This is a genomic window from Neorhizobium sp. LjRoot104 (assembly GCF_964253725.1).
Classification (GTDB): domain Bacteria; phylum Pseudomonadota; class Alphaproteobacteria; order Rhizobiales; family Rhizobiaceae; genus Neorhizobium.
In genome coordinates this window covers 1,115,739-1,141,736 of the sequence record NZ_CAXURS020000002.1, presented here as the reverse complement: position 1 = coordinate 1,141,736, position 25,998 = coordinate 1,115,739, and the positions used below count along the sequence as shown (strand labels likewise).

The window sequence follows — 25,998 nt, the reverse complement described above, 5'->3', positions numbered from 1 at the left end:
TCTTATGCCTCGCTCTGCTTGGCGAGCGTCACCAGCAGATGGCCTGCCTCGTGGACGACCACTTCGTCGCCGGGATGGATCAGGATGGTAGAATTCGGTTCTTCGATGACGGCAGGCCCGGTAAGCCTGAAACCGGCCGGCAGCGCCGGGCGCCAGTAGATCGCTGTCTTCAGCGGCTTTGCCGGATCGTCGAACACCACATCGCGGTTACCGACCTCGGAATCCGCTTCCGGCTCCCACGAGCGGGACAGCCATTCCTCGGCGATATTGTCGGTGCGGGCGGCGGTCAGAACTAGGCGCAGGCTGACGATTTCGAGTGCTTCGGTCGGCGCCGACTGGCTGTAGCGGCGGTCGTGCTCGGTATCGAAACGGCGGCGGAGTTCACTGGTATCGCCGGAGAGCATGCCGGTATTCTCTATCGGGATCGAGATGGCGTGTTCCTGGCCGACATAACGCAGGTCGGCGAAGAAGCGGTGATCCGCTTCATTCTCGGCAATGGCGTCACGCTTCATCTGTTCACGACCGCTGGCGACGAGTTCGGCATAAACCTTCTCGACGGCGGCATCCGACAGTTCACCGACGCGGCCGATGAAGGTCCGCACGAAGTCCTGGCGCCAGGAGGCCATCAGCATGCCAAGTGCCGAGAACGTGCCTGGAAGCTTCGGGATGATGACCAGCGGAATATATATCTCGCGGGCAATGGCGATCGCATGCAGCGGACCCGCGCCGCCAAAGGCGATCATTGCCGTATCACGCGGGTCGATGCCCTTGTTGATCGAGACGGCACGCACCGATAGTGACATGGAGGTGTCGGCGATCTTCGCCACGCCAAGCGCTGCCTCGACCGGATTGAGCTTCAGACTGTTGCCGACCTTGCTCAGCATCGCCTCTTCGGAGGCCGCCTTGTCGAGCGGCATGCCACCGTTGAGGAACCGCTGCGGATTGATGCGGCCGAGGATCAGATCGGCGTCGGTGACGACGGGCAAGTTCGCCCCCTTGCCATAGCAGGCAGGGCCCGGATCGGCACCGACACTTTGGGGACCCACATGCAGACCGCCCGCATTGTCGACCCACGCGATCGAACCGCCGCCGGCACCGACTTCTACGATGTTGACAACCGGCAGCTGCATTGGCTGGCCGTCAGCTTCTTCACCGATGACGTAGCCGGTTTCGATAGCCGGCGCTCCATCGGTGATAAGGCTCGATTTGGCGGTCGTGCCGCCCATGTCGAAACCGATGCAGCGTTTGAGGCCGAGCAGCCTGGCCAGACGCCCGGCGCCGATCATGCCGGCTACCGGGCCGGACTCCATCATCGAAACCGGCTGTTCCTGTGCCTGGCCGATCGACATGACGCCGCCGTTCGATCGCATGATATGGATCTTGCCGTCGAAGGCGCCGGAGCGGAGATAGGTTTCGAGACGTTTCAGGTAGCCTTCGACGCGGGGGCCGACAAAGGCATTGAGCGCCGTCGTCGAGGAACGCTCGTATTCGCGATATTCCCGCAGAATCTCGTGCGACAGCGTGACGAAGACATTCGGTAGCGCCTTGCGCAGCATATCACCGACGCGACGCTCATGATCAGGATTGGCCCAGGAATGCAGCAGGCAGATGGCAACGGATTCGACGCCTGCGGCTTCGATCTCGGCGATGACGGCGGCGACCGTCTTTTCGTCGAGTGCTTCGAACACTTCGCCAGAGGCGAGAATGCGCTCGGGAATTTCGAAGGTCAGACTGCGCGGTACCAGCGGCTGCGGACGCTTGAAAAACAGGTTGAACGCCTGGATGCGGTTCGAACGACCGATCGCATAGACGTCGCGGAAACCGCTCGTGGTGATCAGCGCGGTGCGGGCGCCCTTGCGCTCCAGCACCGTGTTGATCGCGATGGTCGAGCCGTGGAGAATTTCATTGAGCCGGTTGGGATCGCAGTTCGCAAGCTCGAGGCTTCGGGCGATGCCCTGGGTCGGATCGGCCGGCACGGTCGAGGTTTTCGATGTTACGATCTTGCCATCGACATAGCCGACCAGATCGGTAAAGGTACCGCCAATATCAATTCCGACAATATTCATGCGTCCTCCTGTCCGCATGGAATCCATGCGGAATGCTTTCTCTTTGCGGATCGGGCCGAGACCTCGGCCAACGGTGGCAGGAACGCTCCGGCTGACGCTTAAGGCGTCAGGCTCCCATGGGATCGTTCGTGTCATTCCTCGCCCTCGAACAGCATTTGATCCATTCAAGCGATAACTAGCAACGGGTTTGCGGGCTTTAGGTTAGATAGCTTTTAGGCTATAGGTTATCACCATGTTCAGCATCACGCTTCGGCGCATGGAAGTTCTGGTTGCAGTGGTCGAGGAGGGAAGCTTCGCGGCCGCCGCCGATCGTTTCGGCATCGCCCAGCCCTCCGTCAGCGCCCATATCATGGCAATCGAGAAGGAAATCGGCGGCCAGATCTTCGTGCGGCGACGGGGCCGCAAGCCACTGCTGACCGAGATCGGCCAAAGCGTGCTGCAACATGCGCGCGAGTTCCTGGCCGAGGCCGACGACATGCGCGCAGATGTGGTGAAGATCCGAGGCGAGACCGGTCAGCAGGTCGTTCTCTCTTGCCAGCGGAGCCTCGCGAATTTTGTTCTGCGAAAAGATCTTACGGACTTTGCGATAGCGCGGCCGGATATCCAACTCGTTCTGAGGATAGGTAAACAGGAGGATGTTTTTTCCGAGGTTCGCGATGGCGTGGCCGACGTCGGTTGCTTTCTGGGCAATGAAGACCTCCGAGGCGTCCGGGCTGAGACTATCGGCCGGGAGAAGCTGGTTCTCATTGCCTCGCCAAACCACCCCCTGGCCCACCGCAAGCGCATCAAGCCCCAGGACGTGGCACGTTATGACTTTGTAGGCCCGCCGCCTTCTTCGCTATTTGGACGGGGTGTCTCGAAGCTTCTGGCGAATGCGGGTATCAGCCACGTAAAGGTCGCGGCGCAGGCAACCGAGTACCAATTCCTGCGCGAGTTCGTTGCTGCTGGTGTGGGCATTGCCTGTTCGCTGGAACGAAGCGTAGCGGCTGATCTGGAGCGAGGCGAGGTGGTTAAGATCGATTTCGCCGGAGATGAATTGGGTTTTGATGTACGGCAGATAGCCTCACTCCGCCGCCCTTTGTCCAAGCCAGCCGTCGACTTGATGGATTTCCTCCGATCGAGGCACCAAATCCCAAGTTAACGGGCATGTTTTGTGAGATCTCGCGGACTGCCGGATTGACATCGCCTTGACGCAGTTGCTTCGAGATTTCGCCTCGCGGAGATGGACGACACAAGCTTTTTCGCCTTCCAAGGGGCAGCGATCCCGCGTGGCCCGCAGGCTCCCTCCGGGAGCCGCTTCGCTGCCGTCTTAGGGTCGCATCGCGTGCTGTCTGCGCATGGTGTCGGCCGACCCGCGGACCACCTCGGAAATCTGCAGGAGTTGGGTGACCAAGGGCGTCGAATTGCGCCAGATCATTCCGATGGTGCGTGAGGGCTGCGGCGCCTGGAAGCGGGAGATCGAAACCTGTGCCGAGCGCGTTTCCACCGGTACAGCCATTTCCGGGATCAGCGTGATGCCGATACCGGCGCTGACCATCTGCACCAGCGTCGACAGCGAGCTGCCCTCCATGACCTCCCGCAGGCGCGTCGTGCCTATTTTGCAGAACGACAGCGCCTGATCGCGGAAACAGTGGCCTTCCTCCAGCAGAAGCAGGCGCATTTCGCGCAGAGCCTCGCGCTCGGGTACCGGCTTGCCCTCGTCCTCGCGCCGCCGGACCAGCACAAACTCTTCGTCGAACAATCTGAGCTCGGTCAGGAACGGTTCCGATACGGGCAGGGCGACGATGGCGAGATCCAGCTCTCCCTGCGCCAGTTCCTGGACCAGCTTTGCCGTCTGTGTCTCGCGCACCTGTATTTCAATTCCGTCGAAAGTTCTGTTCAGATCGTTTATGATCGCCGGCAGCAGATAGGGTGCGATCGTCGGGATGATGCCGATGCGCAGGCGCGCCAGGAACGGATCGCGCGAAGCCCGGGCGAGGTCCGCCAGTTCATCCACGGCCCGCAGGATGTCGCGAACCCGCAGCGCAAATGTCTGGCCGAAGGCGGTCAGTTTCACCTCGCGCGCATTCCGCTCGAATAGGTCGCCGCCCACCTCCTGTTCCAGTTCCTTGATCTGCATCGACAAGGCCGGTTGAGAGATCGCACAGGCGTCCGCCGCGCGGCGAAAGCGGCCATCCCGCGCTAGGGCTTCGAAATAACGGAGCTGCTTGAGAGTAAGATTTTTCATAACCCTAGCTTATCGCGGCGATCAGTAAATCCAACTTAAAATTATGAGGCGCTTCCGATAAGAAGGGATACGAGGGAGGGCGCGCGATTGGCTTGCTCCGACCAACAGGCGGGGACTACAGTCGAAAACAGCGCAGCCGGACCAGGCGGTCCGGGAGAAATCGCTCTCTTTTGCACGGCAGATAATTAAAGTAATCAAGGAGATAGTCATGGATGCGAAATCTAGCGAAAACACCGGCAAATGTCCGGTGGCCCATACGCCTCGCGGCAGATCGAACCGCGATTGGTGGCCTAACCAGCTGAACGTCCAGGTTCTTCACGGGCACTCTGTACGCTCCGACCCGATGGGCGAGGCGTTCAACTATGCCGAAGAGTTCAAGACGCTCGATCTCGAAGGCTTGAAAAAAGACCTTCATGCCCTGATGACGGATAGCCAGGAGTGGTGGCCGGCCGACTTCGGTCATTACGGCGGCCTGTTCATCCGCATGGCCTGGCACAGCGCCGGCACCTACCGAATCACGGACGGCCGCGGCGGCGCCGGTCAGGGGCAGCAGCGTTTCGCGCCGCTCAACAGCTGGCCGGACAACGTCAACCTCGACAAGGCCCGTCGACTGCTCTGGCCGATCAAGCAGAAATACGGCAACAAGATCTCCTGGGCGGATCTGATGATCCTCACCGGCAACGTCGCGCTCGAATCGATGGGCTTCAAGACGTTCGGTTTCGCCGGCGGCCGCGCCGACGTCTGGGAGCCGGAAGAGCTCTACTGGGGTCCTGAAGGCACCTGGCTGGGTGACGAGCGCTACAGCGGCGAGCGCCAGCTCGCAGAACCGCTCGGCGCCGTGCAGATGGGTCTCATCTATGTCAACCCGGAAGGCCCGAACGGCACCCCGGACCCGCTGGCATCCGCCCGCGACATCCGCGAAACATTCGCCCGCATGGCGATGAACGACGAAGAGACCGTGGCGCTGATCGCCGGTGGCCACACTTTCGGCAAGACCCATGGCGCTGGCGACCCGTCGTTTGTCGGTGTCGATCCGGAGGGTGGCGAACTGGAAGCTCAGGGCCTCGGCTGGTCGAGCAAGTTCAACACCGGTGTCGGTCGCGATGCGATCGGCAGCGGCCTGGAAGTGACCTGGACCCAGACCCCGACCCAGTGGAGCAACTACTTCTTCGAAAACCTGTTCGGTTTCGAATGGGAGCTGACCACGAGCCCCGCCGGCGCCAAGCAGTGGGTAGCGAAGAATGCCGAAGCTTCCATTCCGGATGCTTTCGACCCGTCGAAAAAGCAGCTGCCGACCATGCTGACCAGCGACCTGGCACTGCGTTTCGACCCCGCCTACGAGAAGATCTCGCGCCGCTTCCTCGAAAATCCGGCCGAATTCGCCGATGCCTTCGCCCGCGCGTGGTTCAAGCTGACCCATCGCGACATGGGCCCGAAGGTTCGTTATCTCGGCGCGGAAGTTCCGGCCGAAGACTTGATCTGGCAGGATGTGATCCCGCCGGTCGATCATGACCTCGTCGATGACCACGATGTCGCCGACCTGAAGTCCAGGATTCTGGCATCCGGTCTCACCGTACAGGAACTGGTCTCGACCGCCTGGGCCTCGGCTTCGACCTTCCGCGGTTCCGACAAGCGCGGCGGCGCCAATGGTGCGCGCATCCGGCTTGCGCCGCAGAAGGACTGGGAAGCCAACCAGCCGGCGCAGCTCGCCAAGGTGCTCGCCGTTCTCGAAGGCATCCAGAAGGATTTCTCCGCTACCCGTACCGGCAGCAAGAAAATCTCGCTGGCCGACCTCATCGTTCTTGCCGGCGGTGCCGCCGTCGAGAAGGCTGCCAAGGACGGCGGCCAGGACATCGCCGTCCCGTTCACGCCGGGTCGCATGGATGCTTCCGAGGCGCAGACCGACGCGGCTTCCTTCGCCGCGCTGGAACCCCGTGCCGATGCCTTCCGCAACTATGTCAACAGCGGCAAGACGCAGTTCATGAAGGCTGAAGAGGCCCTGGTGGACCGCGCTCAGCTGCTGACGCTGACGGCGCCGGAAATGACGGTTCTCCTCGGCGGCCTTCGCGTGCTGAAGGTCGGCCAGCCCGAACACGGCGTCTTCACGTCCCAACCGGAAACGCTGACGAACGATTTCTTCGTCAACCTGCTCGACATGGGCACCGAATGGTCGCCTGTTGCCGGTAAGGACGGTGTTTACGAGGGCCGTGACCGCAGCACCAAGGCACCCAAGTGGACCGGCACCCGCGTCGATCTGATCTTCGGCTCGCATTCGCAGCTCCGTGCGATCGCGGAAGTCTATGCCCAGTCCGACTCCAAGGCGAAATTCGTCAAGGACTTCGTGGCGGCCTGGACCAAGGTCATGAACGCCGACCGTTTCGATCTCGTCTGATCGAGGAACGCTCGCCCGGGCGTAGCTCAGCTACGTCCGGGCGTATTTTTCAGTTTCTGATCTCATTGACTGTTGGGGTTGTGGGCATCGAACCTTCAGGTCGGCACGAAGGCCGAGGCGATCGCCAGCACGAATCCAAGGATCGTGGCGCAGACTGACAGCGCCTCGCGGTTTTTTTCGGAACTGATGTTCCATCCTTCGCTGGTGAGATATCGCGCGATCAGGCCGAGCGAAAGCAGCCCGACGCAGCCGAGGAAGGCGAAGAAATAAATCCCGTATTGCATGTTGGAGATCTTCTTGGTCAGCACCTCGGTGATCCCGACCAATGTCGAGAGGGATAGAAGCAGGCTGCCGATGATCAGGTATTCGGCATGTTGCGATCTGGCTGTCGAATAGAGCGACAGGATCGTGAACAGGAACGCGATCAGGACGATGGCGATGTAATTGCCGCTGACATGCCCTGTCGCGGAGATCGACATGAAGATCGATGTCAGGATGAACAGCGCTGCCGCCAGGATGATCTTGTATTTCGAGTTGAAGAACTGGCGCATGACATCGATCCGCTCAAAAGCCGGCCGCCCGCGGCGCTGGCGAATGCCGTTTCCCGGACTATGGGAAATTCGGCGCGCGATGAACAGGTTTCCGGTCTGTTATTCAACGGAAATCCACGCCCAAGTTTCGGGGCTTAAGTTCAGGTCAGCCGTTTTCGCTGGATCGCATAGGCGCCGCCGGCGCTCATTACCGCCAGCAGATACCAGGTGACGGCATAGACGAGGTGGCTGTTGCGGAACCGGATCACCGTCAAGCCGCCGACCGGCAGGCCGCCCGGGATCGGCGTCGAGTCGGCATCGATGAAATAAGGTGCCAAATTTTCGAGGCCTTTTGCTGCAGCGATCGCAGTCACGTCGCGCGAGTACCAGCGTCCGCCGGCGGGGTCGTTGGAGCGCAGGAAGGCGCCATCAGGCTCGCTGATGCGGATGAGGCCGGTGATCTTCACGGGTCCCTCGATTTCTCCGTCTGCGCGTGCCGCCGGATCGCGGCGATCGGCGGGGACGAAGCCGCGGTTGATGAGAACGGAGGTACCGTCCGTCTTTTCCAGCGGGGTCAGAACCCAGAAGCCGGGACCAAGATCGGTGACGGCCTGAACCAGGGTTTCCTCGTCATGGTGAAAAAAACCGGTGACGGTGACCCGGCGGTATTCGTCGTTCTGCGCGTTGACTGTGGGCCAGGCCGGCGACGAGGGGGCGGGCGCCGGGGTCGCGGTCACCCGGGCATCGACGCGGGCGATCAGATCGAGTTTCCAGAAGAGCCGCTGCACCTGCCAGGTGCCCAACCCGAGAAAGATCAGCGTCAGGAAGAGCATCGCTCCCACGAAGAAGAGCCGGGAGCGGGCCGGCGCCGCATCCGCCGTTTCTCCGGTCAAAGGATGATCGAGCGCCACGCGTCTCTCCTTTCCAGGCTCATCCCCGAGGCGGGATCACGGCATGTTCTTCATCATCTCGGGCGACATCGGCATCATGTTGGTGTTCAGATGGTGCATGACCCAGAGCGATCCGGCAAGCGTTATGCCGACCAGGACGAGAGTGAAGAGCAGAGCCATCATCGTCCATCCGCCTTCCGAGCGCGGGTTCATGTGCAGGAAATAAACCATGTGCACGACGATCTGGATCACAGCCAGCGCCATGACGAGGAAGGCTGTGAACAGCTTGCTCTCGATGGCGCCGCTCATCACCAGCCAGAACGGAAGGGCCGTCAGGATCACCGAGAGGCCGAAGCCGATCAGGTAGCCTTTCAGCGTTCCATGGCCGGCCTGGTGGCCGTTGCTGTGGCCATGATGGGCCTGGGAGGCGCTTTCGTGAGCCGGAGCGTGCGGGGTTTGGCCGTTCGAACTCATCCGAGGACTCCCATGAGGTAAACGAAGGAGAAGACGCCGATCCAGACGACGTCGAGGAAGTGCCAGAACATCGAAAGGCACATCAGGCGGCGCTTGTTCTCCGGGATCAGGCCGTGCTTGCCGACCTGTACCATCAGCGTGATCAGCCAGATGATCCCGAAGGTGACGTGCAGGCCGTGGGTGCCGACCAGCGTGAAGAAGGAGGAAAGGAAGGCCGAACGGGTCGGCCCGGCGCCCTCGTGGATCAGGTGGTTGAACTCGTAGAGCTCGAGGCCGAGGAAGGCCGCCCCGAAGACGCCCGTCACACCGAGCCAGAACAGCGTCTCGGTCTTCGCACCCCGTTCCATCTGCAGCATGGCAAAGCCGTAGGTGATCGACGAGAAAAGCAGCATTGCCGTGTTGACGGCGACAAGCGGCAGGTCGAACAGGTCGGCGGGCGAGGGACCGGCCGCATAATTGCGGCCGAGCACGCCATGGGTGGCAAAGAGCACCGCGAAGATCAGGCAGTCGCTCATCAGGTAGAGCCAGAAACCCAGCATGGTGCTGCCTTCCGGATGGTGCTCTTCGGTGACGTAGAATAGCGGCTTGCCGTCGTCCGTGCCGTGTGTTTGCGCTTGCGTCTGGCTCATGATCTCAGGTCCGTTCCGCGAGCAGCTTCGAGCGCGCGTCCTCTGTTGCGGTCACGGTCTCTGCGGGAATGTGGAAATCCCGGTTATAGTTGAAGGTATGGCCGATCGCCGTGGTCACCATCGCGATGAAGGAGACGGCCGCCAGCCACCAGATGTACCAGATCATCGCGAAGGCGAAGACGATGCTGATGCCGGCCAGGATAATCCCGGTGCCGGTGTTCTTCGGCATGTGGATCGGCTTGAAGCCGCCGAGCGGGCGTTCATAGCCGCGAAGTTTCATGTCGTACCAGCTGTCATGATCATGCACGACGGGCGTGAAGGCGAAGTTGTAGTCCGGCGGCGGCGAGGAGGTCGACCATTCCAGCGTGCGCCCATCCCACGGGTCGCCGGAGGTTTCGCGCAGCTGGTCACGGCGCATGAACGAAACGACGAGCTGGATGATGAAGGCTCCGATGCCGCAGGCGATGATCGCGGCACCAATGGCGGCGATGATGAACCATATCTGCAGGGAAGGGTCCTCGAACTGGCTGACGCGGCGGGTGACGCCCATCAGACCGAGCACATAGAGCGGCATGAAGGCGACGAAGAAGCCGATCTGCCAGCACCAGAAGCTGATCAGGCCCCAGAACCTGTCGAGCTTGTAGCCGAAGGCCTTCGGCCACCAGTAGACGATGCCCGCCATGAGCCCGAACAGCACGCCGCCGATGATGACGTTGTGGAAGTGGGCGATCAGGAACAGCGAGTTGTGCAGCACGAAGTCGGCCGGCGGGATGGCCAGCATGACGCCGGTCATGCCGCCGATGACAAAGGTCACCATGAAGCCGATCGTCCAGTACATCGGCAGCTCGTAGCGGATGCGGCCGCGATACATGGTGAAGAGCCAGTTGAACATCTTCGCGCCGGTGGGGATCGAGATGATCATCGTCGTGATGCCGAAGAAGGCGTTCACGCTCGCACCTGCGCCCATCGTGAAGAAGTGGTGCAGCCAGACGATGTAGGAGAGGATCATGATCACGCAAGTGGCGTAGACCATCGATGCGTAACCGAACAGGCGCTTGCCGCTGAAGGTGGCGACGACTTCGGAAAAGATGCCGAAGGCCGGCAGGACGAGGATGTAGACTTCCGGATGGCCCCAGATCCAGATGAGGTTGATGTACATCATCGGATTGCCGCCGAGGTCGTTGGTGAAGAAGTTCGTTCCGACATAGCGGTCGAGCGACAGCAGCGCGAGCGTGGCGGTCAGGATCGGGAAAGTTGCGACAATCAGCACGTTGGTGCAGAGCGAGGTCCAGGTGAAGATCGGCATCTTCATGAAGGTCATGCCCGGCGCGCGCATCTTCACGATCGTGGCGATCAGGTTGATGCCCGATAGCGTCGTGCCGACGCCCGCCACCTGCAGGCCCCAGATGTAGTAGTCCACTCCGACGCCCGGACTGTAGTCCGCGCCCGAAAGCGGCGGATAGGCAAGCCAGCCGGTACGGGCAAACTCACCGACGAAGAGCGACATCATGATGATGATGGCGCCGGCTGTGGTCATCCAGAAGGAGAAGTTGTTGAGGAACGGGAAGGAGACGTCGCGAGCGCCGATCTGCAGCGGCACCACGTAGTTCATGAACCCGGTGACGAAGGGCATCGCCACGAAAAAGATCATGATCACCCCATGGGCGGTGAAGATCTGGTCGTAGTGATGCGGGTTGAGGTAGCCCTCGTTTCCGTTGAAGGCGATCGCCTGCTGGATGCGCATCATGATCGCATCGGCAAAACCGCGCAGCAGCATGATGATGGCGAGCACGATATACATGATGCCGATCTTCTTGTGATCGACGCTCGTGAACCACTCGGTCCAGAGATAGCCCCAGAGCTTGTATTTGGTGATCAGCGCAAGGACGGCGAGGCCGCCGATTGCGACCGCCAGGAAGGTCACGACCAGGATCGGTTCGTGATAGGGAATGGCTTCCAGGGAAAGCCGTCCGAAGAGGAATTGAGTGAGCGTGGTGTTGCCGAACATGGGTGTCTACCGGATCTCGTTCAGGGCTTTGCCGGGGCGGCGTTGTTGAGCTGCGCCGGTGCTGCGCCGTCGTGCATGTGTGGCGCGCCTTGGTTCATCGGCGGCCCTTCGGATTGTCCCTGGGGCTGCGGACTGTTGACGCCTTCCGCCGGTTCCGGGCTGCGGGCCGGATTGCCGGTGGCGGGGAAGGTGGCGGCAGGGGCCGCCGCGCCGTGCGCCGCTTCGCCCGCATGGCGGTTGTCGTGCTCCAGCCTGGCGCGGTTCTCGTGGCTTTCGGTGCCGCCGCCGCCCGCCATATCGATATGCATCATCTCGTCCATGCACATCTTGCCGGGCGTCGCGCACATATTGAGCACGGCGCGATAGAGCCCGTCCTCGACGGATGCGTAATAACGCACCGGTTCCTTGGCGCTCGGTTTCTCGAGCTTGAGATAGGCGTCGCGGTTGAGCGCCGTGCCGTTTTGCTTCACGCGGGCCACCCACTGGTCGAAGCCGGCCTGATCGACGCCGTGGAACTTGAAGCGCATATGAGAAAAACCGTCGCCGCTGTAGTTCGAGGAGAGGCCTTCGTATTCGCCGGGCTTGTTGATGACGGCGTGCAGCTTCGTCTCCATCCCGGGCATGGCATAGATCATCCCGGCCAGTGCCGGCACGTAGAAGGAGTTCATCACCGACGAGGCGGTGATCCTGAAGTTGATCGGCACGTCCACCGGGGCCGCCATCTCGTTGACGGTGGCGATGCCGTAGTCCGGGTAGAAGAACAGCCATTTCCAGTCGAGCGCCACGACCTCGACCGTGAGCGGCTTTGTCTCCGCCGGGACGGCACGCTGGGCGTCCAGCCGTTCGAGCGGCCGGTAGGGGTCGAGCTTGTGGGTGCTGATCCAGGTGACCGCACCGAGCGCGATGATGATGGCAAGCGGCGCGGACCAGATGATGACTTCGAGCCGAGTCGAATGGTGCCATTCGGGATCATAGGGTGCGCTGGTGTTGGAGCCGCGATAGCGCCAGGCGAAAAACAGCGTGAGGAAGATGACAGGCACGATGATGATCAGCATCAGCACCGTGGCGACAATGATCAGGTTGGCCTGCTGCTTGGCGATATCGCCGGCGGGCGACATGACAACCAGATTGCATCCGGAAAGGCCTGCAAGGACCAAGAGAGCGAACAACCGTGCTACGATTTTCAACTGAGGGGTCATCTCGGACTCAAATTTGCGTTTTGTCCAGTCCGGAATAGGCTTGTTCCGGTATGGGCTGAAATGAGGTCGTTCGTCGCAGTGCAGCAATCTGTCGCAGTGCAGCAAAAAACCGCATGGCCTTCAGCGCCGTTTTGCGGCACGACCGGCACAGTCGGCATTTGCCTCCGCCAACCGGAAATCTAGGACAACCTACCGGGCTGACCAGAGGGTGTGGACGAGAAGACGGGGCGGCTTGCCGCAAATGTCAGGTTTTTTTAGCCTTGTTCCTTGATCTCGGCAGTATGTTGATCAACATTTCGGGACAAGGCGAACGATCGCCAGGAGGAATCATGACCACGGTCGTCAATCCCGCGTCCAACGGCCCGACATCGTCCGGCCTCGAAAGGGACGCCCGCCGCATTCATGACGACAAGCCGATTTCACCGGGCAGCATCGCGCTCGGTGTGATCATCGGTCGCATGTCGGAGTTCTTCGACTTCTTCGTCTATGGGCTCGGCTCCGTCCTCGTCTTTCCGAAGCTGATCTTCCCGTTTGCGCCGACCCCGGTGGCCGCGACGCTGATGTCGTTCGCGATTTTCCCGCTCGCCTTCATGGCGCGGCCCGTCGGGTCGTTCGTCTTCATGTGGATAGACCGCAACTATGGGCGCGGCACCAAGCTGACGATCGCGCTCTTCCTGCTTGGGGGATCGACGGCCTCGATCGCCTTCCTGCCCGGTTACGACACGATCGGCTACTGGGCCGTGGCCTTGCTGGCGCTGTTCCGGATGGGGCAGGGGTTCGCGCTCGGCGGCGCCTGGGACGGGCTAGCCTCGCTGCTCAACCTCAACGCGCCCCCCAACCGGCGCGGCTGGTATGCGATGATCCCGCAGCTTGGCGCACCCATCGGCTTTGCGTTGGCGAGCATCCTGTTCGGTTATTTCGTCGCCAATCTCTCGGAAGCGGATTTCATTTCCTGGGGCTGGCGGTATCCGTTCTTCGTGGCGTTTGCGATCAATGTCGTGGCGCTGTTCGCCCGCCTGCGCATCGTCGCCAGCAAGGAGTTCGGCTCGGCGCTCGAAGCCAACGAGCTACAGGCCCGGCCTATCTTCGAAATGCTGAGCAAACACGCCCATGACGTCGTGCTCGGCGCGTTCGTGCCGCTTGCCAGCTTCGCCATGTTCCATCTAGTGACGATCTTCCCGCTGAGCTGGGTGACGCTCTACGGTGGGCAGTCGGCGGCGGAATTCCTGTTCGTGCAGGTGATCGGCGCCGCCGTCGGCGTTATCGGCATCATCCTGTCCGGCCTGATCGCTGACCGCATCGGCCGCCGCAGCCAGCTGATGATCGGTGCCGTCATCATCGCCATCTTCTCGTTCTCGGCGCCCTTCCTGCTCGATGCCGGCGGCAAGGGGCAGGATGCCTTCATCATCATCGGCTTCGGGATCCTCGGTCTTTCCTTTGGCCAGGCCTCGGGCGCCGTCTCTTCGCGCTTCGGGCAATATTACCGCTATACCGGTGCTGCCCTCACCTCCGATCTCGCATGGCTGATCGGTGCCGGCTTCGCGCCGCTGGTGGCACTCGGCCTCGCCAGCAGTTTCGGCATCATCTTCATCGGCGGATATCTGATTTCGGGTGCGATCTGCACGATCGCGGCACTCAGCCTCAGCCGGGTTCTGGACCAGAGCAGCGAGCCCGGCCAGGGACGGTGAAGCAAGGTCTCCCACTTGAGAGGGGAGATCGGCAAGATGCAACGTCTTCTCTCTTCAATTGAAGGCGGGATGGGTCATAGTATGCGCGGTCGCGCCGATATCTGTCACGCGAACGGTTCTGCCGGGCCTTTCGCCGGCTGGGTGAACCATTGGGGCCCCGCTTCGGTCATGTGGATATGGTCTTCGAGACGGATGCCGAAGCGGTCCGGGAAAACGATCATCGGTTCGTTCGAGAAACACATGCCCGGTTCGAGCACGGTGGCATTGCCGCGAACGATATAGGGTTCCTCGTGGATCTCGAGGCCAAGCCCGTGGCCGGCGCGGTGCGGCAGGCCGGGTAGGACGTAGTCCGGCCCCAGCCCATGCCTGGCAAGCACCTTGCGGGCGGCATCGTCGAGGCTGCCGCAGGTGGCGCCGAGGCGGGCGGCCTCGAAGACCGCCTGTTCCGCCTCGCGCTCGATCGCCCAGGCAGCGGCGAATTCCTTCGTCGGTTCCTCCAGCACGTAGGTGCGGGTGAGATCCGAATGATAACCGTCGAGCCGGCAACCGGTATCGACCAGGACCACGTCGCCGGGGGCATAGGTCTGTTCGCCGTCGGCGCCGTGGGGAAGCGAGGTCGCGACCCCGAAGGAGACGATGCAGAAGCTCGATCCGTCTATGGAGCCGAGCGCGCGATGCTGTTCGTCTATATGGCGGACCACGTCCGAGGCAAGCACGCCCGGCTTGATGAAGGCATGGGCCCGGCGATGCACTTCCAGCGTCAGGTTCATCGCATGCTGGATGAGGTCGATCTCGGCCTTCGATTTCCGAAGCCTGAGATCGCGGATCAGCCGGCCGCCATCGGTGAGCCGCTCGGTGCCGAAGACGTCTGCGAGCTGGTGGTAGACGAACAGCGGCAGCGCATCGTCGAGCGCAAGTTTCACATTGGAAGGCAGAAGCGAGGCGACCAGCGCGGCACTCGCCTCATCCTCCTGCCAGACGACGATTTCGCCTGGCAGATGGGGCAGGCTCTCGACCCGGCTCTTTTCGAAACCCGGCACGATGTAGGTCACCGATGTCGGCGTCACCAGCGCGCCGAGCAGGCGTTCGCTCTGGTGCCAGACGAGGCCGGTGAAATAGCGCAGGCTCTCACTTGCGCCGATGAGGATGCCGCCAAGCCGCTTTTCGACCAGCGACGCCTGCAGCCGCGAAAGGCGCTGCTGCCGCTCGTCGTCGGTGATCTTCGGGACGGGGTGAGACCAGACCATATCCACTTCCTTCGGTTTCACAGAGGTTATATCGCTCTGTAGTCAGTTTGTCGACAGGCATACTCGGCACGTGTAGCCGATCTGCGGCCGGCCATTGGCAAATGGTCAGCGAAAACGGCTGATGCTGTAGGGTTCGATGTCGAGCACGGGCTTTCGGCGGGCGGCGATATCGGCGACCAGCCGGCCGGTAGCTGCCGACTGCGTGAGGCCGAGATGCCCGTGGCCGAAGGCATAGATCACCGCCGGCGTGGCGGTCGATGCACTGATCACCGGCAGGCAGTCCGGCATGGAGGGGCGGAAACCCATCCATTGTCGGCCACCATCGGTCTTCAGGTCGGGCAGGAAGCTCTTTGCCTTTTTCAGCATAGCCTCCGAGCGTTTGTAGTTCGGCGCCAGTTTCAGCCCGCCGAGTTCGACCGCGCCGCCGACGCGAATGCCGGAGGAGAGTGGCGTGACGACGAAACCGTGGTCGTTGAAATAAAGCTGGCGGTGAAGGGGGAAGGCATTTTGCGGCAGTGTCGTGTTGTAACCGCGCTCGGTTTCGAGCGGCGCATGGTCGCCGAGGCCGGTTACGATCTTCTTCGACCATGCGCCGCCGGCAAGCACGACGGTCTTTGCCTCGAAGAGTGCGCCATCCCCCAGGATAACCCTGGCGCCATCGGTCACCGGTTCGATGCGGACGACTTCGCCGATCCTGAGCGAAGCGCCGCGGGACATGGCGTTGCTGAAGAGGGCCTGGGTGAATTCCAGGGGATCGGATACCTGCAGGCCGGAGGGCGTGAAGACGCCGTGCTGGAACTGCGGTGCAAGGCCCGGCTGCAGGGATTCGATTTCGCCGCGGCCGACTTTGTGGAACTCGAAGCCGGCTTTGCGTTTCGCCTGCCAGTCGTCCGCTGCGGCATTGAGGCTCGCCTCGCTGTCATAAAGGTCGATCGTGCCGGTCTGCTTCACCATTGCCCGAAGGCCAGTCCGTTCGACAGTTCGCAGCATTTCGCTGCGCGCCATCGGCATCATCCTGGCATGCACACCGACCGTGCGCTCATAGGCCGGCCGGGCGCTCGCCCTCCAGAGACGCCACAGCCAAGGCACCATGTTGAGTGCGTAAGAAGGCGGAAGGCTGAGCGGCCCCAGCGGATCGAGCAGCCATTTCGGCGCTTTCCACATCATGCCGGGTGCGGCAATCGGGATGATCTCAGGGAAAGCGAGAATGCCGGCATTGCCGCTGCTCGCACCCCTGGCCACCTCGCCCTGTTCGATCATCAACACCGAACGGCCGTCTTCAAGCAGGTAGTGCGCCGACATCGCGCCGATAATGCCCGAGCCGATGACGACGGCGTCGACCGAAGTGGAATCCATGATTTCTGTCCTGTGAAACGAATGCGTAAGGCGGGTGGAGGTCAGGAAACGGCAAGATCGATCGGCTGACCGAGGTCGCGGGCAAGATAGTCCTGGATCTGCCTGACAATCTGTTCCGCGTGCTTGATGGCGAGCCTGTCGGAGCGCTCGACGTCGCGCGCTTCGATCGCGGCAATCATCTCCTCGTGCTCGTCGACATATTGGCGCGGCAACCGATCATCGAAGGTACGATAATAGAGGCGCAGGATGCGGCGCCCCTCGTCGAGCAACCGGGCGAAGAAGGTGGTGTAATAGGCATTGCCGGCGAGTTCGGCGATCGCCACATGGAATTCCCGGTTCGCCTCGATCATCGCGAAGGCGTCGTGGGCGGCAACCGCGGCGGCAAATTCCGCCTGTCGCATGCGGATATCGCCCAGAGCCTGCGGCGTCGCGCGCATGGCGGCACCGCGGGTGGTGACCCGGTACATCAGAGTCAGGGCGTCGAAATAAGTGGGCAGCGAGGCGAAATCGATCGTCGACACGATGGTGTTGCGGTTCGGCAGCGTGGCGACGAGGCCATCGGCCGAAAGCCGCAGCAGGGCCTCACGGATCGGGGTGCGCGACATGCCGAAACGCTCGGATAGCCGCACCTCGTCGAGAGGGCTGCCCGGCGCCAAGGTCATGGCGAGGATTTCCCGGCGCAGGATCGTGTAGACGCTCTGAGTCCCGGAGCCGCGGGTGCGGGGAATATCGGTTTCAGCTGGTTCGTTCTTCGCCATCGTCGACCTGTCTCGCGAGCCAATGCGGCTGAATAATTGCACACATGTTGTCGACAGGAAATAGTCATTGTCATGGCTTGGAGGATTCGAAGCGATTAAACGGGGAGTGCCTGAAGGTGCGGCTTGTCCGTTGCGTCCTTCGGGCCGATAGAGGCGTCATTCGCCCCCGATCTTCGACCGGCTGTTCGCCAATGCGCCGATGACCCGTCCTGCCGCCAGCCTGCCCGCCACGATCGCGCCTTCGACATAGCCCGGATAGGAGGGGGATAATTCCGACGATGCGAAATGAATGGGCGGGATGCCTTCGTTGATAATGTCCTCCGCATAGCGTGCATCGAGATCGATCACGACATCGCTATAGGCGCCGCCGCTCCAGGGATCGTTGACCCAATCGCGGACATGGATATCGCGGGGATTACCGCCTTCAGGCCCGAAGGCTTCGGTCAGTTGCTCGCGGATGAAGGCGGTGAGTTCCTCGCGCGGCCGCTCGTGCCATTGCTGCGCTTCCGGGCCGCCGACGAAGATGATCAGGCCGGCATAGTCGCCGCGGCTGGCGTCGCAGGCATAGAGGCCTTGGGGTTCATGCCACATGACGGCACCGGAAAGCCCCCGCTCGCGCCAGAAGGGCGTGTCGTAGCTGGCCTGCAGCTTGATCGAAAGGCCGGGCGCCCAGGCGGAAAGCGCCTTCCGCAGCGGCCCGGGGAGAGCGGGCGAAAACGGCAGCCGGCGGATCATCACGGGCGGCAGCGCCAGAATGAGGCGTTTCGCCGAGAACCGTTCATTGCCGGTGATGACTGTGACGCCGGTGTCGGAATGCTCGATGTCCGTCACCGCGGTGCCGAGGCGCAGCCGCTCGCCAAGCCTGGCGGCGAGCTGGTCGGCCAGCGCATGCAGCGTGCCGGGCAGGAACATTTCCATTTCCGAATAGGTATTGGTGATGCGCCGGTCGTTCGAGGCGAGCCAGGTGAAGGCGATTTCCTCCGGCGCGCGGCACCAGAGACCCTTGATCAGCCGCAGGAAACTTTTCCGGATGTCGCCCGGCACGTCGTCCTGCCGGGCCACCCAGTCGGCCACCGTCAGTTTTGCGAGATCCGGGTCGTCCGGATCGGTTGCGATCATCCGGTCGCGCAGCGCATCGACCCCCTGCCAGCGTGCGAAACCCTGCTGCGGTGGAACCGGCGGCCGGTAGATCATCTCGCCGTCGTAATGGGTCATGACCGGCGTCTTGCCGTTCTCTGCGATCAGCGCCATCAGTTGGGCCATGTCGCGGCAGAAGAACTGCCCGCCGGTATCGACGCGCGTACCATCCGACAGCGTCTCGGACTCGACCTTGCCGCCGACCCGATTGCGCGCTTCGAGCAGCAACACGTCGAGCCCTGCATCGACAAGCTCCAGCGCGGCGCTCAGGCCCGTAAACCCCGCGCCGACGACAATGGCATCCCGCTCAGGCATTCTCATCTCCGACCGTCTTCCTGCCTTTGCCATTACCGCAAGCGCTTCGGGACGTCTACGAGGCTGGAGAAGATCGGAATCCGTGCCTCCCTCGGGAATCGGATCCCGAGGGCGGCGGATCGGACTCACGCGAGCCGCAGGATCAGGACGTCACGGGCCGGCACCTCGATCTTGCCGCCGTCATGGGCGTCTCCGACGGGCCAGACGGCCTTGCCGGCGGCGAGCCGGCCATGGCCTTCGGCGAGTTTCACCTCGGTCACCTGCGCCGAGCGGGTCGGGTTGACGAGCCAGAGGAAGCTGCCGTTCTCGCCCTTATGGATCCGCGCGAACAGCGCCCCGTTCGACAGGGTCGCATGCGGCGCGCAGCCGCTCCAGCGCAGCAACTCGGCGAAGAAGGGCGCGTTCGCCTTGCCCTGCGACTTGTAATAGGCGACCGAGGGATTGGTGCCGATCAGCAGCGTGCGGCCCCGGCCGTAGCTGTTCTCGACCACGGCAAGCCGCCCGTCGTCGAAATTGCCACGCGCTGTGCCGCCGGCAAGCACATAGGATTGCAGGAAACCTCCCCCATCGACCGCCGCCCCATCCAGCTTGAAATGGATGCGGTCGCCGATGTCGGGCATGAATTCGACCTGATCCTCCCGAGCGCCAAAAACCTTGTCCAGGCCCATGTTCGGCTGCACCTGGCCGACATGGCCGCGGTCGCCGAAATAGCCGGGGCAGGCCTCCGCGATCAGCGTGCCGCCCTTTTCCACCCAGGCGGCAAGGCGTTTTGCCTGTTCGGCGGTGAACATGATCGGATAGGGGAAATAGAGGCGGTCATAGGCGTCGATATCGTCGATATGCACCCAGTCCGGCTGGACGCCGTTTTCGAGGAAGGCGCGATAGGCCCCCCACATGGCTTCCGGATAGGGTTTTTCCTTGCGGTCGTAGTTCAAGAGGTAATCCCATTCCTGCGTCTCGGGAACCACCAGGATGCCGATCTCGCCGCGCACCGGCTTTGCCTCCCACAGGGCGGCTTGCGCGGGATCGTTCGCCCATTTGGCCATGTCGCTCTGCATCTTCGAGCGCGCCGTGCGGGAACCGTCCATGCCATAGGCGCCGAAAGCGCCGAAAAGCGGGCCGTCGAGCAGCGGCCGCCAGCGCAGGTTCAGCACGCCGCGGGCGCCGCCCGCAAACGAGGTCATGCTCCACAGGCGGATATCCTCGGGCTCGGCGATGCGGCCGTCATCCTTGTCGCGGCCGATCACCTGCGGCTGCAGCCACAGTGGCCCGCCCTGGCGCTCCGCATGCCAGAAGGGTTTTCCGCGAGCGGCGGCGCGGTTGATGTCGACGCCGTACCAGTTCTTCCAGGCTTCCGTCCCCTTGCGGGCCTGGATCCAGGTGAAGCCATAGACCTCGACCTTGGAGGCGGCCAGCCAATCGTCGCAGCCGTTCGCCGCCATGTTGGGGATCGCGCCGGATATGCCGTGGGCGGCGATGGTATTCTTCTGGTCGACGGCGCGGATCGTATCGATGCGCCATTGCATCTGCTCGTAAAAGTTGTCGCGCTTGAACTGCAGCCAGTCGATGCATTCGGGATAGGGCGCCATGTGGACCGGCGGCTCGACATCCTCCCATTCCGCGTAGCTGTAGCGATACCAGGCCTTGGCGAGCACTTTCAGCGTGCCGTATTTCTTCTCCAGCCATATGCGGAAGGCCGATTTGGCATAGCTGCTGTAATCGACATCGGCGGAATAATTGCACTCGTTCCAGACGTCGTAGCCGTAGATCGCGGGGTGGTCCTTATAGCGGGTGGCGAGCGCGGTGAGGAACCGACCGGCCGCCTCCTTGACCTCCGGGCAGTTGAGCGTCAGTGCCCCGGCACCGCCGCCATTGTTGGAAAAGCCGCCGGTCGCGGCGGAAACCCCCATATAGGAGCCGAGCTTGGTACCGTCGGCATTGACCTGCAACGCATCGGCGTATTTGCGCACCGCCCAATCGGGTACGGCATGGATGAGCTCGGCGATGACCGTCTTGATGCCGTTCTTCGCCGCGAGATCGAGCTGGCGGTCGTATTCCTCCCAGTCGTAGACGCCCGGCGCAGTTTCGATCGTACTCCACATGAACCAGTGGCGGAAGATGTTGAGGCCATCCTCGCCTGCCGTCGCATAGTCGCGCTCCCAGTCTTCGCGCGGCGGGTTGGACTTGCGGAAATAAACGGCGCCGTAGGGGAATTGGATATCGTTTCTGAGCATGGTCCTGTCCTTCTTCATCGATGTTCGGACATGGCTCCGCCCTCCGGAGAAAGGCCCCGGTCTGGAAGCGGCGAAGATGGCGTCCGGTTAGTCCTGAAAGGCGTTGATCTTAGCGTGGCCCTCCGGCGAGATAGGGCTTCATCCAGCCGAGGCCTTCGCTGGTGCCGGCCTTCGGACGGTATTCGCAGCCGACCCAGCCGTCGTAACCGAGGCGGTCGAGCTCGGAGAGAATGAAATCGTAGTTGATCTCGCCCGTCCCCGGCTCGTGGCGGCCGGGATTGTCGGCGATCTGCACATGCGCGATCCTGTCTCCCAGGCGGGCGAAGGTCGGGATCAGATCGCCCTGCGTGATCTGCATGTGATAGAAATCGTACTGGATATAGAGATTGTCGGAGCCGACCTTGTCGAGGATGCGTTCCGCATGATCGGTCGTCGATAGGAAGAAGCCCGGAATGTCGCGCAGGTTGATCGGCTCGATCAGCAGCTTGACGCCAGCATCGGCGCAGCGCGGCGCGGCATATTTCAGGTTTTCGACCAGTACCTTTTCCAGGGCATCGACATCGGCATTCTCCGCCACGAGGCCGGAGATGACATTAACCTGCTTGCAGCCCAGCGCCTGAGCATAATCGAGCGCGAGCGCCACGCCATCGCGGAATTCCTGGATGCGGTCCGGCAGGCAGGTGATGCCGCGCTCGCCGCCGACCCAATCGCCGGACGGGACATTGAAGAGCGCCTGGGCAAGGCCGCTGGCATTCAGCGCATCGACGACCTTCTCTTTCGGCTCGGCATAGGGGCCGAGATATTCGAGCCCGCCGAAACCGTCTCGTGCAGCGGCGGCGAAGCGATCGAGGAAGGGCAGGTCCTGGTAGAGGAAGGAGAGATTGGCGGAGAATTTCGGCACTGGCACTGTCCTTAGATTACAGGTGCGACGAAGCGGTGCCGGTGCAGCATGCGCTTGTCGCGGGGATCGGGATTGGGAACGGCGGAAATCAGGCTCTTGGTATAGGCCTCCTGCGGCGCGGTGCAGATCTGCTCGGCCTCGCCGAGTTCGACGATCTTGCCGCGATGCATGACGGCGACGCGGTCGCAGAAATAACGCACCACCGAGATGTCGTGCGAGATGAAGATGAAGCTCAGGTTGAGGCGCTTCCTGATGTCGAGCAAAAGGTCGAGGATCTGGCTGCGGATCGACACGTCGAGCGCCGAGGTCGCCTCGTCGGCGATGATGATGCGCGGATCGAGCGCCAGCGCCCGGGCGATGCCGATGCGCTGCCGCTGGCCGCCGGAAAAGGCGTGCGGATACCGTTCCATGCCCATCGGATCGAGCCCGACGAGACGCATCAACTCGGCGATACGCTCTTCGAGGGCCTTGCCCTTGGCGAGACCGTTGACGATCAGCGGGTCGCCGATCACGTCCTTGACCGTCATACGCGGATTGAGCGAGGCGAACGGATCCTGGAAGACGAGGCGAACCTCGCGGTGGAAGCCGCGCAGCTCCTTCTTGCTCAGGCTGGTGACGTCGATCTCGCCGCCATCCCTGTTGCGGTAAACGACGCTGCCCGTCGTCGGCTCGACGGTGCGCAGGATCAGCCGGCCGAGTGTCGTCTTGCCCGAGCCGCTTTCGCCGACGATGCCGAGGTTTTCACCCGGATAGAGATCGAAATTGGCGTCATCGACGGCGCGCAGCGAGTTGGTCTTGCCGTGCCAGCCGAAGGTCTTGCCGAGGTTACGGACCGAAAGGATCGGCTGTGGCGCCGGTGACACTGCGGCCGCTACCGGCGCCTTGCCTTCGACATGGCGTGTCAGTTTTACCGTCGAGGCGAGGAGCTGCCTCGTATAAGGATGCTGGGCGTCATGGTAGATCGCATCGACCGGACCTCTTTCGACGATGCGGCCGAAGCGCATCACAGCAACGTCATCCGCCACCTCGGCGACGATGCCCATGTCGTGGGTGATCAGCAGCATCGCCATGCCGCGCTCCACCTGCAGCCGCTTGATCAGGTCGAGGATCTCCGCCTGGGTGGTGACGTCGAGTGCCGTCGTCGGTTCGTCGGCGATCAGGATATCGGGATTACCGGCCAGAGCCATAGCGATCATCGCACGCTGCCGCATGCCGCCGGAAAATTCGAACGTATAGCGGTCCGCCATCTGTTCCGGATTGGGGATTTCCACCTGGCGCAGCAATTCGACCGTTTTCGCCCGGGCGGCGCGCTTGTCGAGATTGCTGTGCAGGCGGACGGCTTCGATGATCTGGGAGCTGATTGTATGGACCGGTGACAGCGAGCTCATCGGCTCCTGGAAAATCAGGCCGATCCGCTGACCGCGAATGGCGCGCATGGCCTGGCCATCCGGATCGAGCCTGGCGATGTCGGTGATCTCGCCGCCGTTGCGCAGCAGGATGCGCCCGCCGACGATGCTGCCCGGCCGATCGACGATCTGCAGCAGCGATCGGGCGGTGACGCTCTTGCCCGAGCCGCTTTCGCCGACAAGGCAGAGCGTCTGGCCGCGCTTCAGGTCGAAACTGACATTCTCGACGGCATGCAGTATATGGGTTCTCAACCGGAAATCGATCGAGAGGTTTTCGATGGAAAGGACGACGTCTTCGGCAAGATCGGTCATGGTTTCCTCGTCAATTGTCATAGGGGTCGGCGGCATCGCGAAGGCCGTCGCCGAAGAAATTGAAGGACAGCACGGCGACGATCACCGCGAGCGAGGGCCAGATCAACAGCCACGGCGCGGTCGCCACCGTGCGGATGTTCTGGGCGTCCTGCAGCAGCACGCCCCAGCTGACGACGGGCGGCTTCAGGCCGATGCCGAGGAAGGAAAGCGAGGTCTCGGCAACGATCATGGTCGGCACTGCGAGTGTGACGACGGCGAGAATATGGCTCGTCAGCGACGGCAGGATATGGCGGAAGATCAGCCGCTTCTCGCTCGACCCGTCGAGCCTCGCGGCCGTGACGAAATCCTCGCTGCGAAGGGCGAGGAATCGGCCGCGCACCTCGCGCGCAAGGCTGGTCCAGCCGAGCAGAGACACAATGATGGTGATGACGAAATAGACGTTGACCGGCGACCATGTGAGAGGGATCGCCGCCGCAAGACCGAGCCAGAGCGGAATGGTCGGCATGGCGCTGACCACCTCGATCATCCGCTGGATCACCGTGTCGATCCAACCACCGTAAAAGCCCGATATCGAGCCTAGCACGACCCCCAGCACGAGCGACATGGCAACGCCGACGAGACCGATCGACATGGAAATCCGCGTGCCGTAGACCAGCCGCGAAAAGACGTCACGACCGAGGCGATCGGCGCCGAGCAGATACATCGGATCGTTGGGGTTGATCGGGCCGATCAGGTGGCGGTCCATCGGGATCAGGCCCCAGAGTTCGTAACCCGGGCCTTTGACGAACAGCCCGACCGGCACGACCTTGGTGTCATCGACGACGAAGGTGCGCCGCAGCGCCACCTTTTCGATCTCCACCTTGTAGCCCTTCACATGGAAATTGAACTCGGAACTGCCGTCCGGCTTGGTGACGAAGAAGCTCAAGCCCTGCGGCGGCGCATAGGTATATTGCGGCCGTGAGGTGGCGGGCAGGGCGGGCGCGAGGAATTCGGCGAACAGGCCGATCAGGTAAAGGATGAGGATGATCGCGCCTGCCACCATCGCCACCTTCTGGCGGACCAGCTTGCCGGCTATCAGCCGCCAGGGGCCGACCGTCGCCGTCGAAATCGTCTTGCCCGCTTTCAACGGGCTGATCGAGGGACCGTCGGCGACGGTGTGGACCGGCCCGGAATAGGTGCCGAATGTCTCGTGCGTGCTCATGCCGCCTCCCTCAATTGAACCGGATGCGCGGGTCGAGCAGCGCCAGCAACAGATCAGAAATCAGCATGCCGACAAGGGTCAGCGCACTCAAAAGCAGGATGAAACTGCCGGCGAGATACATGTCCTGCGACACCAGCGCCCTGAACAGCAGCGGGCCGGCGGTCGGCAGGTTGAGCACGATCGCCGTGATCGTCACCCCGGAGACCAGATGCGGCAGCACCCAGCCGATCGCCGAGACGAACGGGTTCAGCGCGATGCGCACCGGATATTTGAGGATGACCTTGTATTCGGGCAGACCCTTGGCGCGCGCGGTGATCACATAGGGCTTGTGCAGCTCGTCGGTGAGGTTGGCGCGCAGGACGCGGATCAGCGCCGCCGTTCCCGAAGCGCCGATGATGATGATCGGGATCCACAGATGGGCGAGGAAATCGCCGACCTTCGCAAGGCTCCAGGGGGCCTCGGCATATTCGGGCGAGTTGAGGCCGCCGACGCTCTGGCCAAGATAGCGGTAGGCGAAGTACATCAGCACCAGCGCCAGGATGAAGTTCGGCACGGCAAGGCCGATGAAGCCGAAGAAGGTGAAGACGTGGTCGCCGATCGAATGACGGCGGACGGCGGAATAGATGCCGATCGGCAGTGCGACGATCCAGACGAACAGCAGGCTTAAGAGCGAGATGACCAGCGTCGAACCCATCCGGCCCCAGATCAGGCCGGAAACGGGCTGGTTCCATTCGAACGAGTGGCCGAAATCGCCGCGGCTGACGATGCCCCAGATCCACTTGAGATACTGGATATAGAAAGGATCGTCGAAGCCGTAGATCTCCTTCAGCCGCTCGATCTGGGCCGGATCGACCGCCTGGCCGCTGTCGCTCATCGTGGCGATCATCGACGTCAGGTAGTCACCCGGCGGCAGCTGGATGATCAGGAACGATATCAGCGACATGCCGAACAGGGTCGGGATCATGTAGAGCACGCGCTTGAAGATGTAGCCAAACATCGGAATAGTTCTCCTCCCGTTGAAGACGCCG

The 25,998-nt window shown here is 62.4% G+C and carries 20 protein-coding genes; 3 read left to right on the top strand and 17 right to left on the bottom strand.

The window, feature by feature from the left end; all coding sequences use genetic code 11:
* Positions 1 to 2: 2 nt before the first annotated feature.
* Complete coding sequence (locus tag ACSQ8R_RS27505; RefSeq protein WP_436256507.1) at positions 3 to 2,066, bottom strand: hydantoinase/oxoprolinase family protein; 2,064 nt, start codon at positions 2,064 to 2,066, stop codon at positions 3 to 5.
* Between the two features lie 232 nt (positions 2,067 to 2,298).
* Here ACSQ8R_RS27505 and ACSQ8R_RS27500 point away from each other — a divergent pair, with 232 nt between their 5' ends.
* Positions 2,299 to 3,207, top strand: a complete 909-nt coding sequence (locus ACSQ8R_RS27500; RefSeq protein ID WP_436256506.1) for a LysR family transcriptional regulator — start codon at positions 2,299 to 2,301, stop codon at positions 3,205 to 3,207.
* Positions 3,208 to 3,375: 168 nt separating this feature from the next.
* Here ACSQ8R_RS27500 and ACSQ8R_RS27495 read toward each other — a convergent pair whose 3' ends face one another.
* Positions 3,376 to 4,293, bottom strand: a complete 918-nt coding sequence (locus ACSQ8R_RS27495; protein ID WP_436256505.1) for a LysR substrate-binding domain-containing protein — start codon at positions 4,291 to 4,293, stop codon at positions 3,376 to 3,378.
* A gap of 208 nt (positions 4,294 to 4,501) precedes the next feature.
* On the opposite strand from ACSQ8R_RS27495, the gene katG reads away from it, so the two are divergent.
* Positions 4,502 to 6,685, top strand: a complete 2,184-nt coding sequence (gene katG / locus ACSQ8R_RS27490) for a catalase/peroxidase HPI (RefSeq protein ID WP_436256504.1) — start codon at positions 4,502 to 4,504, stop codon at positions 6,683 to 6,685.
* A 95-nt stretch (positions 6,686 to 6,780) separates the two neighbouring features.
* On the opposite strand, the gene ACSQ8R_RS27485 is transcribed toward katG, so the two are convergent.
* The 6 genes from ACSQ8R_RS27485 to cyoA form a co-directional block, all read right to left on the bottom strand.
* Positions 6,781 to 7,236 carry a hypothetical protein gene (locus ACSQ8R_RS27485; RefSeq protein ID WP_436256503.1) on the bottom strand — a complete coding sequence of 152 codons (456 nt, stop codon included), beginning with the start codon at positions 7,234 to 7,236 and terminating at the stop codon, positions 6,781 to 6,783.
* A 140-nt stretch (positions 7,237 to 7,376) separates the two neighbouring features.
* On the bottom strand, positions 7,377 to 8,126 hold the full coding sequence (locus ACSQ8R_RS27480; protein WP_436256502.1) for an SURF1 family protein: 750 nt from the start codon (positions 8,124 to 8,126) through the stop codon (positions 7,377 to 7,379).
* Positions 8,127 to 8,162: 36 nt separating this feature from the next.
* Positions 8,163 to 8,579, bottom strand: coding sequence for a cytochrome o ubiquinol oxidase subunit IV (cyoD, locus tag ACSQ8R_RS27475; RefSeq protein ID WP_436256501.1), 417 nt, complete (start codon positions 8,577 to 8,579; stop codon positions 8,163 to 8,165).
* Positions 8,576 to 9,208 (bottom strand): cytochrome o ubiquinol oxidase subunit III, encoded by a 633-nt coding sequence (gene cyoC / locus ACSQ8R_RS27470; RefSeq protein ID WP_436256500.1) that lies wholly within the window; start codon positions 9,206 to 9,208, stop codon positions 8,576 to 8,578. Before cyoC ends, cyoD begins: the two co-directional genes overlap by 4 nt.
* Positions 9,209 to 9,212: 4 nt before the next feature.
* The gene (cyoB, locus tag ACSQ8R_RS27465) at positions 9,213 to 11,216 is read right to left on the bottom strand and encodes a cytochrome o ubiquinol oxidase subunit I (RefSeq protein WP_436256499.1); all 2,004 of its coding nucleotides are present in this window, start codon (positions 11,214 to 11,216) and stop codon (positions 9,213 to 9,215) included.
* Positions 11,217 to 11,236: 20 nt separating this feature from the next.
* On the bottom strand, positions 11,237 to 12,415 hold the full coding sequence (gene cyoA, locus ACSQ8R_RS27460; protein WP_436256498.1) for a ubiquinol oxidase subunit II: 1,179 nt from the start codon (positions 12,413 to 12,415) through the stop codon (positions 11,237 to 11,239).
* A gap of 329 nt (positions 12,416 to 12,744) precedes the next feature.
* On the opposite strand from cyoA, the gene ACSQ8R_RS27455 reads away from it, so the two are divergent.
* Positions 12,745 to 14,103, top strand: coding sequence for an MFS transporter (locus tag ACSQ8R_RS27455; RefSeq protein WP_436256497.1), 1,359 nt, complete (start codon positions 12,745 to 12,747; stop codon positions 14,101 to 14,103).
* A 104-nt stretch (positions 14,104 to 14,207) separates the two neighbouring features.
* On the opposite strand, the gene ACSQ8R_RS27450 is transcribed toward ACSQ8R_RS27455, so the two are convergent.
* From ACSQ8R_RS27450 to ACSQ8R_RS27410, 9 genes are all read right to left on the bottom strand, one after another.
* Entirely contained in the window at positions 14,208 to 15,350 is a 1,143-nt protein-coding gene (locus tag ACSQ8R_RS27450; protein ID WP_436256496.1) for a M24 family metallopeptidase, read from the bottom strand.
* A 105-nt stretch (positions 15,351 to 15,455) separates the two neighbouring features.
* Positions 15,456 to 16,709 (bottom strand): NAD(P)/FAD-dependent oxidoreductase, encoded by a 1,254-nt coding sequence (locus tag ACSQ8R_RS27445; protein WP_436257297.1) that lies wholly within the window; start codon positions 16,707 to 16,709, stop codon positions 15,456 to 15,458.
* Between the two features lie 38 nt (positions 16,710 to 16,747).
* Positions 16,748 to 17,464, bottom strand: a complete 717-nt coding sequence (locus ACSQ8R_RS27440; protein ID WP_436256495.1) for a GntR family transcriptional regulator — start codon at positions 17,462 to 17,464, stop codon at positions 16,748 to 16,750.
* A 156-nt stretch (positions 17,465 to 17,620) separates the two neighbouring features.
* On the bottom strand, positions 17,621 to 18,916 hold the full coding sequence (locus ACSQ8R_RS27435) for a flavin monoamine oxidase family protein (RefSeq protein ID WP_436256494.1): 1,296 nt from the start codon (positions 18,914 to 18,916) through the stop codon (positions 17,621 to 17,623).
* 125 nt (positions 18,917 to 19,041) lie between these two features.
* The gene (locus ACSQ8R_RS27430) at positions 19,042 to 21,150 is read right to left on the bottom strand and encodes a beta-galactosidase (protein WP_436256493.1); all 2,109 of its coding nucleotides are present in this window, start codon (positions 21,148 to 21,150) and stop codon (positions 19,042 to 19,044) included.
* A gap of 109 nt (positions 21,151 to 21,259) precedes the next feature.
* A complete protein-coding gene (gene otnI, locus ACSQ8R_RS27425; RefSeq protein WP_436256492.1) occupies positions 21,260 to 22,051 on the bottom strand; it encodes a 2-oxo-tetronate isomerase in 792 nt (263 codons plus the stop codon).
* An 11-nt stretch (positions 22,052 to 22,062) separates the two neighbouring features.
* Positions 22,063 to 23,769, bottom strand: coding sequence for an ABC transporter ATP-binding protein (locus ACSQ8R_RS27420; RefSeq protein WP_436256491.1), 1,707 nt, complete (start codon positions 23,767 to 23,769; stop codon positions 22,063 to 22,065).
* Positions 23,770 to 23,779: 10 nt separating this feature from the next.
* Positions 23,780 to 24,970, bottom strand: coding sequence for an ABC transporter permease (locus ACSQ8R_RS27415; RefSeq protein WP_436256490.1), 1,191 nt, complete (start codon positions 24,968 to 24,970; stop codon positions 23,780 to 23,782).
* A 10-nt stretch (positions 24,971 to 24,980) separates the two neighbouring features.
* Entirely contained in the window at positions 24,981 to 25,967 is a 987-nt protein-coding gene (locus tag ACSQ8R_RS27410; protein WP_436256489.1) for an ABC transporter permease, read from the bottom strand.
* Between the last annotated feature and the right edge of the window lie 31 nt (positions 25,968 to 25,998).

Coding starts and splice junctions, on each gene's coding strand:
- ACSQ8R_RS27505 (WP_436256507.1), bottom strand. CDS start 2,066: ATGAATATTGTCGGAATTGATATTGGCGGTACCTTTACCGATCTGGTC.
- ACSQ8R_RS27500 (WP_436256506.1), top strand. CDS start 2,299: ATGTTCAGCATCACGCTTCGGCGCATGGAAGTTCTGGTTGCAGTGGTC.
- ACSQ8R_RS27495 (WP_436256505.1), bottom strand. CDS start 4,293: ATGAAAAATCTTACTCTCAAGCAGCTCCGTTATTTCGAAGCCCTAGCG.
- katG (WP_436256504.1), top strand. CDS start 4,502: ATGGATGCGAAATCTAGCGAAAACACCGGCAAATGTCCGGTGGCCCAT.
- ACSQ8R_RS27485 (WP_436256503.1), bottom strand. CDS start 7,236: ATGCGCCAGTTCTTCAACTCGAAATACAAGATCATCCTGGCGGCAGCG.
- cyoD (WP_436256501.1), bottom strand. CDS start 8,579: ATGAGTTCGAACGGCCAAACCCCGCACGCTCCGGCTCACGAAAGCGCC.
- cyoC (WP_436256500.1), bottom strand. CDS start 9,208: ATGAGCCAGACGCAAGCGCAAACACACGGCACGGACGACGGCAAGCCG.
- cyoB (WP_436256499.1), bottom strand. CDS start 11,216: ATGTTCGGCAACACCACGCTCACTCAATTCCTCTTCGGACGGCTTTCC.
- cyoA (WP_436256498.1), bottom strand. CDS start 12,415: ATGACCCCTCAGTTGAAAATCGTAGCACGGTTGTTCGCTCTCTTGGTC.
- ACSQ8R_RS27455 (WP_436256497.1), top strand. CDS start 12,745: ATGACCACGGTCGTCAATCCCGCGTCCAACGGCCCGACATCGTCCGGC.
- ACSQ8R_RS27450 (WP_436256496.1), bottom strand. CDS start 15,350: ATGGTCTGGTCTCACCCCGTCCCGAAGATCACCGACGACGAGCGGCAG.
- ACSQ8R_RS27440 (WP_436256495.1), bottom strand. CDS start 17,464: ATGGCGAAGAACGAACCAGCTGAAACCGATATTCCCCGCACCCGCGGC.
- ACSQ8R_RS27435 (WP_436256494.1), bottom strand. CDS start 18,916: ATGCCTGAGCGGGATGCCATTGTCGTCGGCGCGGGGTTTACGGGCCTG.
- ACSQ8R_RS27430 (WP_436256493.1), bottom strand. CDS start 21,150: ATGCTCAGAAACGATATCCAATTCCCCTACGGCGCCGTTTATTTCCGC.
- ACSQ8R_RS27420 (WP_436256491.1), bottom strand. CDS start 23,769: ATGACCGATCTTGCCGAAGACGTCGTCCTTTCCATCGAAAACCTCTCG.
- ACSQ8R_RS27415 (WP_436256490.1), bottom strand. CDS start 24,970: ATGAGCACGCACGAGACATTCGGCACCTATTCCGGGCCGGTCCACACC.
- ACSQ8R_RS27410 (WP_436256489.1), bottom strand. CDS start 25,967: ATGTTTGGCTACATCTTCAAGCGCGTGCTCTACATGATCCCGACCCTG.